The sequence below is a fragment of the Methylobacillus sp. DLP286 genome (assembly GCF_056636515.1).
The window spans coordinates 1,292,510-1,306,001 of the sequence record NZ_CM153145.1; the positions used below are offsets into that span (position 1 = coordinate 1,292,510).

General features: G+C 62.2%; 15 protein-coding genes. 2 read left to right on the forward strand and 13 right to left on the reverse strand.

The window, feature by feature from the left end:
* Positions 1-57 precede the first annotated feature (57 nt).
* The 13 genes from nagZ to ACWXTG_RS06250 form a co-directional block, all read right to left on the reverse strand.
* A complete protein-coding gene (gene nagZ / locus ACWXTG_RS06190) occupies positions 58-1,107 on the reverse strand; it encodes a beta-N-acetylhexosaminidase (protein ID WP_480221067.1) in 1,050 nt (349 codons plus the stop codon).
* Between the two features lie 31 nt (positions 1,108-1,138).
* Positions 1,139-1,837 (reverse strand): queuosine precursor transporter, encoded by a 699-nt coding sequence (locus ACWXTG_RS06195; RefSeq protein WP_480221068.1) that lies wholly within the window; start codon positions 1,835-1,837, stop codon positions 1,139-1,141.
* 11 nt (positions 1,838-1,848) lie between these two features.
* A complete protein-coding gene (locus ACWXTG_RS06200) occupies positions 1,849-2,643 on the reverse strand; it encodes an ABC transporter permease (RefSeq protein ID WP_480221069.1) in 795 nt (264 codons plus the stop codon).
* On the reverse strand, positions 2,640-3,551 hold the full coding sequence (nikB, locus tag ACWXTG_RS06205) for a nickel ABC transporter permease (protein WP_480221070.1): 912 nt from the start codon (positions 3,549-3,551) through the stop codon (positions 2,640-2,642). The genes ACWXTG_RS06200 and nikB overlap by 4 nt, the downstream gene beginning before the upstream one ends.
* On the reverse strand, positions 3,544-4,026 hold the full coding sequence (locus tag ACWXTG_RS06210) for a L,D-transpeptidase family protein (protein ID WP_407996980.1): 483 nt from the start codon (positions 4,024-4,026) through the stop codon (positions 3,544-3,546). The genes nikB and ACWXTG_RS06210 overlap by 8 nt, the downstream gene beginning before the upstream one ends.
* On the reverse strand, positions 4,027-5,526 hold the full coding sequence (locus ACWXTG_RS06215; RefSeq protein ID WP_480221216.1) for an ABC transporter substrate-binding protein: 1,500 nt from the start codon (positions 5,524-5,526) through the stop codon (positions 4,027-4,029).
* Complete coding sequence (gene rlmD / locus ACWXTG_RS06220; protein WP_480221071.1) at positions 5,526-6,866, reverse strand: 23S rRNA (uracil(1939)-C(5))-methyltransferase RlmD; 1,341 nt, start codon at positions 6,864-6,866, stop codon at positions 5,526-5,528. Before rlmD ends, ACWXTG_RS06215 begins: the two co-directional genes overlap by 1 nt.
* 31 nt (positions 6,867-6,897) lie before the next feature.
* Complete coding sequence (locus tag ACWXTG_RS06225) at positions 6,898-7,674, reverse strand: 3'-5' exonuclease (protein ID WP_480221072.1); 777 nt, start codon at positions 7,672-7,674, stop codon at positions 6,898-6,900.
* A gap of 25 nt (positions 7,675-7,699) precedes the next feature.
* Positions 7,700-8,116, reverse strand: coding sequence for a YdbL family probable chaperone protein (locus tag ACWXTG_RS06230; protein WP_480221073.1), 417 nt, complete (start codon positions 8,114-8,116; stop codon positions 7,700-7,702).
* Entirely contained in the window at positions 8,113-8,298 is a 186-nt protein-coding gene (locus tag ACWXTG_RS06235) for a hypothetical protein (protein WP_309566774.1), read from the reverse strand. The genes ACWXTG_RS06230 and ACWXTG_RS06235 overlap by 4 nt, the downstream gene beginning before the upstream one ends.
* 101 nt (positions 8,299-8,399) lie before the next feature.
* Positions 8,400-10,202, reverse strand: coding sequence for a hypothetical protein (locus ACWXTG_RS06240; protein ID WP_480221074.1), 1,803 nt, complete (start codon positions 10,200-10,202; stop codon positions 8,400-8,402).
* A gap of 37 nt (positions 10,203-10,239) precedes the next feature.
* Complete coding sequence (gene cysM / locus ACWXTG_RS06245; RefSeq protein ID WP_287111095.1) at positions 10,240-11,127, reverse strand: cysteine synthase CysM; 888 nt, start codon at positions 11,125-11,127, stop codon at positions 10,240-10,242.
* 53 nt (positions 11,128-11,180) lie between these two features.
* Positions 11,181-11,681 (reverse strand): disulfide bond formation protein B, encoded by a 501-nt coding sequence (locus ACWXTG_RS06250; protein WP_287111094.1) that lies wholly within the window; start codon positions 11,679-11,681, stop codon positions 11,181-11,183.
* 135 nt (positions 11,682-11,816) lie between these two features.
* On the opposite strand from ACWXTG_RS06250, the gene xseA reads away from it, so the two are divergent.
* Both xseA and ACWXTG_RS06260 read left to right on the forward strand, forming a co-directional pair.
* Entirely contained in the window at positions 11,817-13,013 is a 1,197-nt protein-coding gene (gene xseA / locus ACWXTG_RS06255; RefSeq protein ID WP_480221075.1) for an exodeoxyribonuclease VII large subunit, read from the forward strand.
* A gap of 135 nt (positions 13,014-13,148) precedes the next feature.
* Entirely contained in the window at positions 13,149-13,484 is a 336-nt protein-coding gene (locus tag ACWXTG_RS06260; RefSeq protein WP_480221076.1) for a TfoX/Sxy family protein, read from the forward strand.
* Positions 13,485-13,492 lie beyond the last annotated feature (8 nt).

Below are 13,492 nucleotides of genomic sequence, written 5' to 3' on the forward strand. Positions count from 1 at the left end.
CTTGCAGCGTCAACCACTACCGCCCGCTTCAAATTCAATCATTCTTTGCAGCCTACGTCACGCGAATGGCAAATCCCCATCCGCCTTTCCTACCAGGCCAACCCGATGCACTGCGTGCATGAAATCGGGATTTTCATGCAGGGCCACCATGCTGGAAGGGTGCCGCCCGCCATGCATGCGGGCAAGCCGTGCCAGGCTTTGCGCCTGGATGTCCCACTTGAGATTGGCTAGGAGTTCGTCCGCCTTCTCCGGCTGGTTGCAGAGCAGCACCATGTCGCAACCCGCGTTGAGCGCCGCAAGCGCCCGCTGGGTCACGTCGCCCGCCACACCTGCGCCCTCCATTGAGAGGTCGTCGCTGAAGATCACGCCGTTGAAACCCAGGCGCTGGCGCAGGACTTTTTGCAGCCAGCGCTCGGAGAAGCCTGCGGGCTTGTCGTCCACCTTAGGATAGATGACATGGGCGGGCATGATGGCCTGGATGCCGTCGTCGATGAGCTGGCGGAAGGTCTGCATATCGGTTGAGGCGATCTGGTCGAAATCGCGCTCGTCCACGGGGATCGCCACATGGGAATCGGCCACCACATAGCCATGGCCGGGGAAATGCTTGCCCACGGCCGCCATGCCGCCGCGCTTGAGGCCCTGCATCAGTGAAAACGCCAGTTCGTTGATGGCTTGCTTGTCCCCGTGGAAGGCGCGGTCGCCGATCACCTGGCTTTCGCCGTAATCCATGTCGAGCACGGGCGTGAAGCTGAAATCAATGCCATGCGCGCGTAGCTCCGCCGCGATGATCCAGCCCGCTTCCTCCGCCAGTTGCCTAGCCTTGCGCGGATGTTCGTCCCATATCTTGCCGAACTCGCGCATCGGGGGGATGCGCGTAAAGCCCTCGCGGAAGCGCTGCACGCGCCCGCCTTCATGATCGACCGCAATCAGCAAGGGGGGCTGGCGCACGGCATGGATGCTGTCCGTCAGCGCCTTGAGCTGTGCTGGCGACTCGAAATTACGCGCGAAAAGGATGACGCCGCCCACCAGGGGATGGCGGATGCGGCGAATGTCTTCCTTGGTAAGCTCGGTGCCGACGACATCGAGCATGATGGGGCCTAGTGTCATGTTTATTCAGTCAAGTCAGTGTAAAAGTCCGCTATTGCAGGCGGAACGGATTGAAATCGGTATGCCTGTCGTAGTAGTCCTCGTTCTCGGCGCGCTTGAGGAATGCCACCACGCGGTAGGTCACCGGCGTCAATACTACCTCAACCCCGGTCTTGGCGAGAAATTGCGCCAGCATCACCAGCGGCAGTTTGTCGTCCGGGATGATGCCGCTGCCATAGAATGCCAGCGGATAGAACAGCAGCGAATCCACGCCTTCGCCGACGATGGTGGAGCCTACGGTGCGCATCCAGAGCCAGCGTCCTTCGGTCCAGACCTTCATTTTCGCCAGCACCACGGAGTTGACGAACTCGCCGCAGGCAAAGGCGATCAACCCGGCCAGCGATATGCGCCACGCCGAGCCGAACGCGATCTCGTAGGCGCGCTGGTTCTCCCAGAACGGGGCGGGCGGCAAGGCGACGATGATCCAGGCCATCGCAGAAGCGAATGCGAGTGCGGCAAACCCGGTCCAGATCACGCGGCGCGAGCGGGCGTAGCCGTAGACTTCGGTCAGCACATCGCCAAACACGTAGGAAATCGGGAAGAACAACACGCCGGCGCCGAAAGTCAGGGTGCCGACCAGCGGCAAATCGAGCTGGGCGATCTTGGCCGGGCCGATGAGGTTGGAGCAGACCAGCACCACCACGAACGCCACCATCACGAAATCATAGTACCGATAAGTGCGCTGTTGCATGGTCCCTCCTCTCAATCCCTGGCGCGCCTGACATCCCAAGCGTCGCGCAGCTGGTCTCCGAGCACGTTGACAGCCAGCACCACCGACATCAGGCTGATGCCCACCGCCAGTACGTAATGCGGCGCGACCAGCAAATAGCGCACGCCGTCCCTGAGCATGGCGCCCCAGGAGGCATGCGGCGCCTGGATCCCCAGCCCGAGGAAAGACAGGCTGGCTTCGGCGATCACCAGGCCGGCGATGCTGTAGGTCGCTTCCACCACCAATGGCGCCGCCAACAGGGGCAGCATGTGCTTGCGCATGATGCGGCCTGCGGATGCCCCCAGCGCTTGCGCCGCCTGCACATGCTGGCGCTGGCGCAGGCTCAGGGCCTGCGCGCGCGTCAGGCGGGCATAGCCCACCCAGGAAGTCATGCACAATGCCAGCAGCAGGTTGTCCAGGCCGGGCCCTAGCACGGCGGCAAATGCGATCGCCAGCAGAATGCCGGGAAAGGCCAGGAATACGTCCGTCACCTGCATCAGCGCCCGGTCCACCCAGCCGCCGCAATAGCCGGCTAGCAATCCAACCGCGGTGCCCACGCTCAGCGTCACGGCCGTCACCAGCAATGCCACCAGCATGGAAACGCCCGCCCCGGCGGCAAGCCGCGCGGCGATATCGCGGCCGAGGTCGTCGGTGCCGAGCACATGATATGTTCCCGGTGCAACCAGCACTTGTGCCAAGTCGATGTCGTCCGGCTTCAGGTCGAGCAATAGCGAGCATGCCACCACCGCGAGCCAGAAGGCCAACACCCAATATGGCCAACGCTTCACGAGGCGAACCTCACCCTGGGATCGAGCCGGGCATACAGGAGATCGGTCAGGAGGTTGATCACGACGTAAGTCAGCGCAATCACCACGACGCAGGCCTGCGTCACCGGGTAGTCGCGCTTCTCTATCGACTCCACCAGCAAGCGCCCTATGCCTTCCCAGCCGAACACCGTCTCGGTAATCACGGTGCCCGCCAGCAGGCTGCCAAGCTGCAAGCCGACCACGGTGACGATCGGCAACAACGCAGCCCGCAAGGCATGCCGCAGGATCACCTTGCGTTCGCTGATGCCCTTGGCGCGCGCGGTACGGACAAAATCCTCGTTCAATACTTCCAGCAGGCTGGCGCGGGTCATGCGCGTGAGAATGGCCGCCAGGCCGAAGCCCAAGGTCAGCGCAGGCAGCACGATGGAGCCCGGCTCGCTCATGCCGCTGACCGGCAACAGGCCCAGCCATAACGCCAGCAGCAGCATCAGCAAGGGGCCGAGCCAGAAATGCGGCATGGCGGACAAGGCCAGGCTCAGCAATGTCGCCAGGCTATCCTGCCATTTGCCCTGCCTCAAGGCGGCGGCAATTCCCAGGGGCAAGCCCAGCCCGATTGCAATCAACAAAGCGCACAACGCCAGGCTGGCAGTGGCAGGCAGGCGCTCCAGCAAGGTATCCGCGATCGGCTTGCGGCTGTGGATGGAGCGGCCGAAATCCCCGTGTGACAACGCTGCCAGGTAATGGGCGAATTGCACCGGCAAGGGCTGGTCCAGCCCCAAGTCCGCACGCAGCTTGTCGCGGTCCGCCATGGGGGCGGACTCGCCCAGCATCACCTCGACCGGGTCGCCCGGCACCAGGTGCACCAGCAGGAATGTGAGCAGCAGGACGCCGAAGACCACCGGCACAATGCCCAGCACGCGTTTAAGCATCCAGCACCATCACTTGGGTTCCGATCGGCACCAGGTCAAACAGCTCGCGCACATCGGCGTTGCGCATGCGGATGCAGCCGTGGGAATGTGGCTCACCCATGGGTTCGCTATCCGGGGTGCCGTGTATATAGATATAGCGCTGCATGCTGTCGACGTTGCCGAGGCGGTTGAAACCGGGTTCGCAGCCGGACAGCCAGAGGATGCGCGTCAATATCCAGTCGCGCCCGGGATGTTGCGCATGCAATGCGGACGTCCATACCTCGCCCGTGGGCCTGCGCCCGCGGAAAACCGCGCCCAGCGGCTGCTTTGCGCCGATCTTGGCGCGCACGACATGCAGGCCGCGGGGCGTGCAGTAGCTGTCTTTCTGCTCGCCGCCCCCGTTAAGCGCCGTGGATACAGGATAGTCCCCGAGCAAACGCCCGGCATCGTCGAGCACGCGCAGCGTTTGCAACGGGATAGAGACCTCAATCCTCATCTAGAACCCCTCCAATGGGTTCTTGCCCGGGAATACAGACTTCAGCTTGCTGCGCTTGACGTTGACTAGGCCGTCCCAGCTTCCGTCCGGCTGCAGCCGGTAGCCCGTGATGTTATTGCGTGTGGCGGCAAACTGGCCTTCGTACCAGAGCGGGATATACGGCAACTGCCCATGAACGCGCGCCGCGACATTGGCCCAGTCGCTCACGGCGATCAATTCGTCCGTCTTTTGGTCGGCATAATGGCCGCGATTGGCGCCCTTGGGCGGGATGGAGGAGGAATGGAACGCCAGGTGATAAATTTCCGGCGTCTTGATCCCCACCCACATCAGGCCGTAGAGTTGGAAATTGCCGCGCTTGATGTCGTCAAAGAAGGTTCCCCAGTCCAGGCTGCGGATTTCGAGTTGGATGCCGGCCTCGCGCATCTGCGCCTGCATCATGGTAGCGAGCCGGACCCGCTGGGCATCGGTGGAGGTCTTGTAGACCAGCTTCAATGGCAGGCTGACCCCGGCGCGCTGCAACAGCTCGCGCGCCAGCGCCGGATCATATTCGTACGGCTGCAGGTTGCCGTTGCCCGCCCAGTGCTCGGGCGGCAGGATGCTTTCCGCCAGCCGGCTGCCGCCGACCAGGGTATGCTTGATGATGGCTTTGCGGTCGATCGCATGCGCCAATGCCTGGCGCACCAAGGGGTTTTGCAGGACGGCATCCTGGAGGTTCAGGCCGATGTAGGCGAAATTGGACCCCTCGGACTCCTGCACCTCCAGCCCCGGCTGCTTCTGCAGGTAGCTCACCAGCTCCGGCGGCAAATCTCCTTGCAGGATGTCCGTCTCGCCGCGTATCAGCTTGAGCACGCGCACGGTTGGGTCGCGGATTTCCTCAAACACGAAGCGCTTGCGGTCGGACCGGCGCTCCAGCTTGAGCGAGCGCTGCCACGAAACAAACTTGAACGGGCCGCTGCCGACAGGCTCATTCGAAAAGTCGTGCTGCCGCGCGATCAGTTCGGCGGGGAGTATCCCCAATATCAGGCGCGAGGGGAAGTTGCTGTCGGCATCCTTAAGGAAGAAATCCAGGGTATTTTCGTCGCGCACCTCTATCTTGCTGATATTGGCGAACTCGGCCTCATGCGGGGAATCCGCCAGCTCCAGGATGGACTGGTAAGTCGCAGCGACGTCTTCCGCCGTCAGGTAGCGTCCGTCATGGAAATGGCGGCCATGCTGCCCGAGGGTGAAGCGGAACAGCCGCGGCGACAGCACGCGCCAGCTGGCCAGCGATGGCGTCGGATGAGCATGGACGTCAAAATCGACCAAGGAGCGGTACAGCAGGCGGTTGACGCGCGCGGAAGCCGCGTCCGTGGCATAACGCGGGTCCAGCGTTTGCGGCAGCTGGCTGACCGCGCTGCGGATTTGCACCGGGGCAGTGTCACGGCTGCAGGCATCCAGCAATAGCAGCGACGCCACCATCATGGTGGCCAGGCTGCCGAGCCGCCATGCCTGCCGCCACATCACGGGCCTGCCCTCTCGAACAACGCGATGGACTCCACATGCGAGGTATGGGGGAACATATTGATCACCCCGCTGGCCAGCAGGTGATACCCCTTGGTATGCACCAATATCCCCGCGTCGCGCGCCAACGTCGCCGGGTTGCACGACACATACACGATGCGCTGTGGCGCATGCGACACATCGGCCTTCGCATCATCGATATCGGGCAATGCCTTCACCAGCTCGATCGCGCCGTCGCGCGGCGGATCGATCAGCCATTTGTCGAAACGGCCCAATGACTGCAGCAGTTCAGGCGTCATCTTGAACAAGTCCGCCTCCTGGAACTCCACCTGCCCGGCCAGGCCGTTGAGGGCCGCGCTTTCATTGGCGCGCGCCACCAGCGCGGCCGAGCCTTCCATGCCGAACACCGAAGCGCCGCTACGCGCGATCGGCAAGGTGAAATTGCCCAGGCCGCAAAAGAAATCGGCAATACGCTCGCCCGGCTTCGGCTGCAGCAGCTGCATGGCGCGGCGCAGCATCACGCGGTTGATGTGCGGGTTGACCTGCGTGAACTCGGTGGGCTTGAACGGGTAGATCAGATTGAATTCGGGCAGGGAATAGCTCAAGCCAGGCCCTTGCTGCGGGTAGAACGGCTGCACGGTATCCGGCCCCTTGCTCTGCGTCCAGACCTCCACGCCGTAGCGGTCGGCAAACGCCTTGATGGGCGCGGCATCCTGCGGCTGCAAGGGCTCGAGTATGCGCAGCACCAGCACCGTGGTCAGCTCCCCTACCGCCACCTCGATCTGCGGCAGGCGGTCGCGTATGCTGAGCTGGCCCACCAGTTCCTTCATCGGCACGATGAGGGCGGAAACATGGGGCGGCAGCACCTTGCAGCTATCCATGTCCGCGACGAAGCTGCTGGATTTTTCATTGAAACCGACCAGCACGCCGCCCTTCTTCGCCACATGGCGCACCCGCAGGCGCGCCTTGTGACGATACCCCCACGCGGGGCCGTAGATCGGCGACAGCATGCGCTCGGAACGGGTCTTGCCGATATGCCAGAGGTTGCCCTCGAGCATGCGCTGCTTGGCCGCCACCTGCCCGGAAAACTCCAGGTGCTGGATCGCGCAGCCGCCGCAGACGCCGAAATGCTCGCAAGCGGGCTGGGTGCGCAAATTCGAGGCCTGTAAGACGTCCACCACGTCGGCGACCTCGTACCTGTCCTTGCGGCGGCGGGTCTTGTAGGTGACATGCTCCCCGGGCAGGGCGCCGTCGATGAAAATGGTCTTACCCTCGACATGGGCCACGCCGCGGCCTTCGTGATCCAGGGATTCGACTAATGCAATAGGAGTAGTGCTCATGGGTTGTTTCAAGTCATGCCTGACAACTATGTCATTGCTGCCAGTGATTTAAGAATTCCTGCCAATGCCGGCCTTGGTATCCGGCCAGGGTGTCGCGCACCAATGCGACTTCGCGCCCGTAGGCGGCCTGGTCCAGCGCGCCGCGCATCAATTGGAAGCGCAGGTATACGAGATAAGTATTCGCCACGTCGGTTTCGCAATAATCGCGAATCGCGTTGATCCCGCCGTTGACGAAGGCCTCCCACACCTTGCTGCCGTCCATGCCCAGCTTGCCGGGGAAGCCGCACAATTGCGCGATCTCGTCCAGCGGCGCGTTGGCCCTGCCGTTGTATAGCGCCATCAGGTCCATTAGGTCCAGGTGGCGGGTATGGTAGCGGCTGATGTAATTGTTCCACTTGAACTCGCGGTCGTCATCGCCCATGTCCCAGTAGCGCGGCGCGACGATGCCGTGCACGAGGCCGCGGTAATGCAGCACCGGCAGGTCGAACCCGCCGCCATTCCAGGAAACAAGGTTAGGCGTGTATTTCTCGATGCCGTCGTAGAAACGCTGGATGATTTCCTGTTCCGGCGCATCCGGGCTACCCAGCGTCCAGACGCGGAATCCATCGCCCTCGCGCAGCGCGCAGGAAATCGCCACCACCCTGTGCTGGTGCAAGGGCAGGAATTCGCTGCCATTCTGCTGGCGGCGCTTGTGGAACGCCACGTGGGCCACGTCCTCGTCCGTGGTTTCCGCGGGCAGGCTGTACAGCTTGCGCAGGCCGTCGGTATCCGGGACGGTCTCTATGTCGAATATCAGCGTAGGCGTCATGTCGCAGCTTTGCTCGTTTTCATGCCTATTTCTTCACCCAGCCGCCGCCGTCCTGGTAGTACCAGCCGCTCTGGGCCTTCTGGATCCAGCGCTGGGCGAAGGTGCTGCGCACCTCACTCTCCCACTCGGGATGGCTGTTGGCATTGGCAATTTCCTTGTAGAGCGCATTGCGGTCGTTGTTTTCCGCCGCCACCAGCGCATTGAGGTTCTGGCGCTGCGCCAGCGGCACTGCATTCGCATCCCGCACCGCCACCAGTCCGTCGCGCGTGAAGCCGACCGCCCCGTTGGCATAGAAGCTGGACAATTGCCCATGCCTGGCCTGCATGCTGCTCTTGATGGATGTGATTGCAGGCGTGTTGATCTCCAGGTCAGCCGCGGCATGCGCCAGCACGGAGGTCAACAATCCGCCCAACAACAGGCATGTGGTGATGAAACGCTTCATTTGTCTTTCTCCTCTGCCGGGGTGGACGGCGCTGTCTTTTCCTTCAGTTGCCAGACATCGTCGATGATACGGTCTGCCGCCTTTTCTGCAGCGGCCGCCGGGAAGTAGATATTGATGGTGACGCAGGCTGGCAGCGCCAGCACCAACAGCCAGGGCGCCACCCATTTCCAGGTAATTTGCATCGCATGTTTCCTCTTGCATTGGCGGCCGGTTCGCCGCCGCTCATCAGTCGGGATTGTACCCCAGCCAGCCCTTTGTCTGCATGCAAAGCTGGAGATAACGGTCATTGGATCACCGGGCTGGCATTGCCTTCCGTGACGCGTTTGAGACGCGTGAGAAGGTCGCTCCAACCCACGTTATGGTTGTAGCCCATCACCGTGATCGCCGGGATGCCGCTGCCCTTGACGATCATATATCCCTGCGGGGTGTATTCCACGCCGCTCATCTGGCAGACGTCGTTGCGCAACTGGCAATTCCAGCCGATCTGCTTATAGTTGAACTCGCTGAAGAAGCGCAGCACGCTGCGCTGTATCGCCGCGGCAGCCCCTGCCCCGCCCAGTGCGGTAATATTCTCTACCGCGCGCTGGGAAATCTTCTTGCGGTAGCTGCCCGGGCTGCTGTAGAGGCGCGCATCGAAGCTCACGGGCTGCCAGTTGGACAGCTCCAGGTTGCGCACATCGCCATCCAGCTTGCCCTCAATCGCACCGAACGAGAAGGTACGCGTGATGTCGCCCAGGTCCAGCCTGCGCAATTCCAGGTCGGCATGCAGCCTGGAAGCCGCCTCCAGCGGGGTCTGCATGCCAAGGTTGCGCACGGCGATACTGCCGTTGAACATCTGAAACAGCATGTCGCCATTGGCGGTAAGCTGGCCGCGGCTATAAGTGACCATCGGGATCGCCGCAGCCACCTTCCCCTCCATGCGCGGCCAGCCCAGCGCCTGGCTCAGCGCCGGCATGGAGATCGGCACGAGGTTGGCGCTCAGGTGCCAATGCCACTCCCCCGCGGCACGGGTGGCCGAGACATCCGTCAGGCTGAGCGCGCCGTCGAGGATAGGCAGGTATAGCTGCGACATAGTCAATGAATAGCGGTTGACCTCCGCCAGCACGCTGGCCTCTCCCAGGGGAATCTTGAGGAAATGGCCGCCTGCATAGGCGAGCTGGACCACGTGCGGCTCATCATACGACCAGGGAATATGGCTATTGAGCTTGTACAGCGCAAAACGGCCTTCCTTGTCCTCCATATCCATATCCTTGAGCGCCAATAGCGCGGAAACTGGCTCCCCGTCGCGCAGCTCGAACCTCACGCTGGCCTGGCCGGCGATATCCAGTTTATTCAAGGCGCTATCCGCCAGCAGAGGCTGCAACAGCAATGAATAGAGCGCCGACAGTTCCAGGCGGTCTGCGTCCAGGGACAAATCCTGCAGATTCGCCGCCTTCCAGCGCGCGCGCAGCGCAACCTTGCCCACCTTGGCGAGCGTGACATCGGCCGCGTCCACCGCCAGCTCATCACCAGCATAATGCCCATTGGCCACCAGACGGTGCCCGCCCTCGGCAAAATACCAGGGCTGCCAGTAAAGTTCGCCATCGCGCCAATGCACCGACGCCTGCCACTGCCAGCCGCCAGCCTGCTTGCGCACATCCAGCGATAGATCGGCATTGAGTTTTTCTGCCGCCTGCGTACCAGCCTGATTGTTGAACGAGGCATTGTTGAGCGACAGGGCGAGCTGGTAATGCTGATCCTGGGCTACAGCTTGCTTGACTGTCAGGCTGAACGGCACGTGAATACCGGTGGTACCGAACTCGCCGCGCTCGCAACGCCACTCCCGCGCGACGGGTTGCGCCGCCTGCGTGCAATCCAGGCGCAAGGGCTGCCAGGAAACACCCTCCTCCTGCTTGAGTTCCGCCTGCAGGCTTACATTGCCATCCAGCCCCAGTTCGCCGCGCACTTTGCGCAGGCTGGCCGATGGCGTTTCAACGCTATCCGCCTCTATGCTGATGCTGGTAATGGCATGCGCCGGCAGCGGAAATGCGAGGCAGCAATAAACGAATACACCGGAAAAAAAAGGAAAGGCGGCAAGATGACGCAAGGCTTGCCACCCGGTAAAGCAAGGATTGTTCTGCGACTTACGCAGGAAACACTCCGGTGGACAAATAACGGTCGCCGCGGTCACAGACGATGGATACGATTACGGCATTTTCTACCCGCTTGGATAACTGCAATGCCGCATACAATGCACCGCCGGAGGAAATGCCGGCAAAGATGCCTTCCTCCTCCGCCAGCCTGCGCGTGATTTTTTCCGCATTTTCCTGATTGACGTACATCAGTTCGTCGACGCGCTTGGCGTCATAAATTTTGGGCAGGTATTCCTCAGGCCATTTGCGGATGCCGGGAATCTGCGCGCCTTCGTCAGGCTGCACGCCGACGATGCGGATGTCCGGGTTCTGCTCCTTGAGATAGCGCGAAGTGCCCATGATGGTGCCGGTCGTGCCCATGCTGGAGACGAAATGCGTGATCTTGCCTGCCGTGTCGCGCCAGATTTCCGGCCCGGTGCCTTCGTAATGCGCCAACGGGTTATCCTGGTTGGCGAACTGGTCGAGCACGATGCCCTCGCCCTCCGCCTGCAGCTTGGTCGCCACATCGCGCGCCAGCTCCATGCCGCCGTCGCGCGGCGTCAATACCAGCTCGGCGCCGTAGGCTTTCATGCTCTGACGGCGCTCCACGCTCTGGTTGTCCGGCATCACCAGCACCATCTTGTAGCCGCGCATCGCCGCCACCATGGCAAGTGCAATACCGGTATTGCCGGAAGTCGCCTCGATCAGGGTATCGCCCGGCTTGATGTCGCCGCGCGCCTCTGCACGCTTGATCATGGAAAGCGCGGGCCGGTCCTTCACCGAGCCCGCAGGGTTGTTGCCTTCGAGCTTGAGCAATATGGTGTTGCTGGTCTTGCCCGCCATGCGCTGCAGCTTGACCAGGGGGGTGTTGCCTACGAAATCATCCAGGGTTTTATACATGTAGTTTCAATCAGTTGCTGGGCAGGCCTGGCTGGACTGCCCGGAATTCCAAATCAGGCTTTCTTGTGGAAGGCCAACAAAACGGCGAACAGGCCCAGGCCGGCAAACGCGACCAGCGAAAGCTGCGGAATGGTCAGGCCGAACAAGGTCCAGTCTATTGCCGAACATTCGCCGGTGCCCTTGAAGATCAGGTCCAGCGCCTTTTTCAACGGAAAGGTTTCCATGATGTAGTCGAAGCCTGCACCGCATTCGGCCATTACCTTGTCCGGGTTGGCCTGGATCCAGATATGGCGTGCCGCGATGCCGATGCCGGTCGCCGCGGCAATGACGTGCAACAGGCCGTACACCTTGCGGCCCAGGCTGCCGGGATTGTGCAGCGCGGCAACCAGGAACAACACCCCCAGCGCCATGAATGCAATCCGCTGGGAGATGCACAACGGACAGGGCTCCAGGTTGTATTTCTGCTGCAGGAACAAGGCAAGGCCCACCAGCCCGAAACTAGCGACGAAGCCGAGGAAATACCCGCGGCGCCCAGCAAACAGCTTATTGCACATAAACAAAGCCCCAGCACTTATAATGAAAGTCCCGCAATTGTAACGGATACACCCCGGTTAGCACCAATCCATGCTGCACACCCGGGCATGGCCGGCAGACAACCTTAATAGACAAACCTAATAGATAAACCCGATATGGCAGACCCTCAGCGCATCCTCAGTGTCAGCGAACTCAACCGCATGGCGCGCGAGCTACTGGAAACCAGCTTCCCCTTGTTCTGGATCAGCGGCGAAATCTCCAACCTGACCCGGGCGGCCTCGGGGCATTGGTATTTCTCGCTCAAAGACCAGGGCGCCCAAGTACGCTGCGTGATGTTCCGCGGCCGCAACGCCTACCTGGACTGGGCGCCGCGCGAGGGCGACAAGGTCGAGGCGCGGGCCGTGGTGACGCTTTACGAGGCACGCGGCGATTTCCAGCTTACCATCGAGTTTCTGCAGCGCGCAGGACTGGGCAACCTGTTCGAAGCCTACGAGAAGCTCAAGAACCAGCTCGCCGCCGAAGGCCTGTTTGCCGCGGAGCACAAGATAGCAATTCCTGCACATCCGCGCCAGATCGGCATCGTCACCTCGCCCGACGCCGCCGCCTTGCGCGACGTGCTCACTACGCTGCGCCGCCGCATGCCTGCGGTCAATGTCGTCATCTACCCCACGCCGGTGCAAGGCAAGGGCGCGGCCAAGCTGATTGCCGCCGCCATCCGCGCCGCCGACCAGCGCGCGGAATGCGACGTGCTCATCGTGTGCCGGGGCGGCGGCAGCATCGAGGATTTGTGGCAGTTCAACGAGGAAGTCGTCGCGCGCGCCATCCATGCCTGCGCATTGCCGGTGATCAGCGCCGTCGGCCATGAGACCGACTTCACGATCGCGGACTTCGTCGCCGACATGCGCGCGCCCACCCCTACCGCTGCCGCGGAACTGACCACGCCTGATCGCGGCAGCCTGCTGCGCAACCTGCAGCAACACCGCAACCGCCTGGCGCGCAGCATGCAAAGCCTGCTCCAGCAGCGCAGCCAGCACCTCGACTACCTGAGCCGCAGGCTGTTGTCCCCCATGCAGCAGGCCGAGCACAAGCGGCAGCACCTGTCCCAATTGCATCTGCGCCTGACCCAGGCCATGGCCAGGCAGCTGCAGAGGCAGCGCCAGCACTTGCAGGCAGTGCAGCAAAGCCTGACGCACCTGAACCCGAGCGCGGTATTGCAGCGCGGCTACGCACTGGTGGAGAAGTTGAACGGCGAGCTGGTGCAGGACAGCAGCCAGCTCGCTCCCGGCGACCAGGTCAAGCTCACCCTGGGCAAAGGCACCGCCCAGGCTGAGATCCGCGACAAAAGCACCTAGAGTGGCTAACAAAACTCTCCTGGCGTTATTGCCCTGCCTTGCCATACACCTTGTACTGCCTGCGGCAGAGCGCCTAGCCAGGACCGCTTCGCTGAGATTTGTTAATCACGCTTAAGCTACCAAGGACCTAACGACATGAACGAACTCATCAGCCACCTGGAGGAATTGCTGCACGGTTTCGGCCCCATCCATGCCAAGCGCATGTTCGGCGGCTATGGCATTTACCACGACGGCCTGATGTTCGCGCTGATCGCGGACGATACGCTCTATCTCAAGGCCGATGCGGAAAACCGCCAGGAATTCGACAAACTCGGCCTGCCCGCCTTTCGCTACGCCAAGCAGGGAAAGGAGATCACCATGTCCTATTGCCAGGCGCCTGCCGACATGCTCGAAGAAGCGGAACAAGCCGTCTACTGGGCGCGCCTCGCCTATGCCGCCGCATTGCGCGCCGCGCGCGGGCGAAAACGCTGATCTCTCAC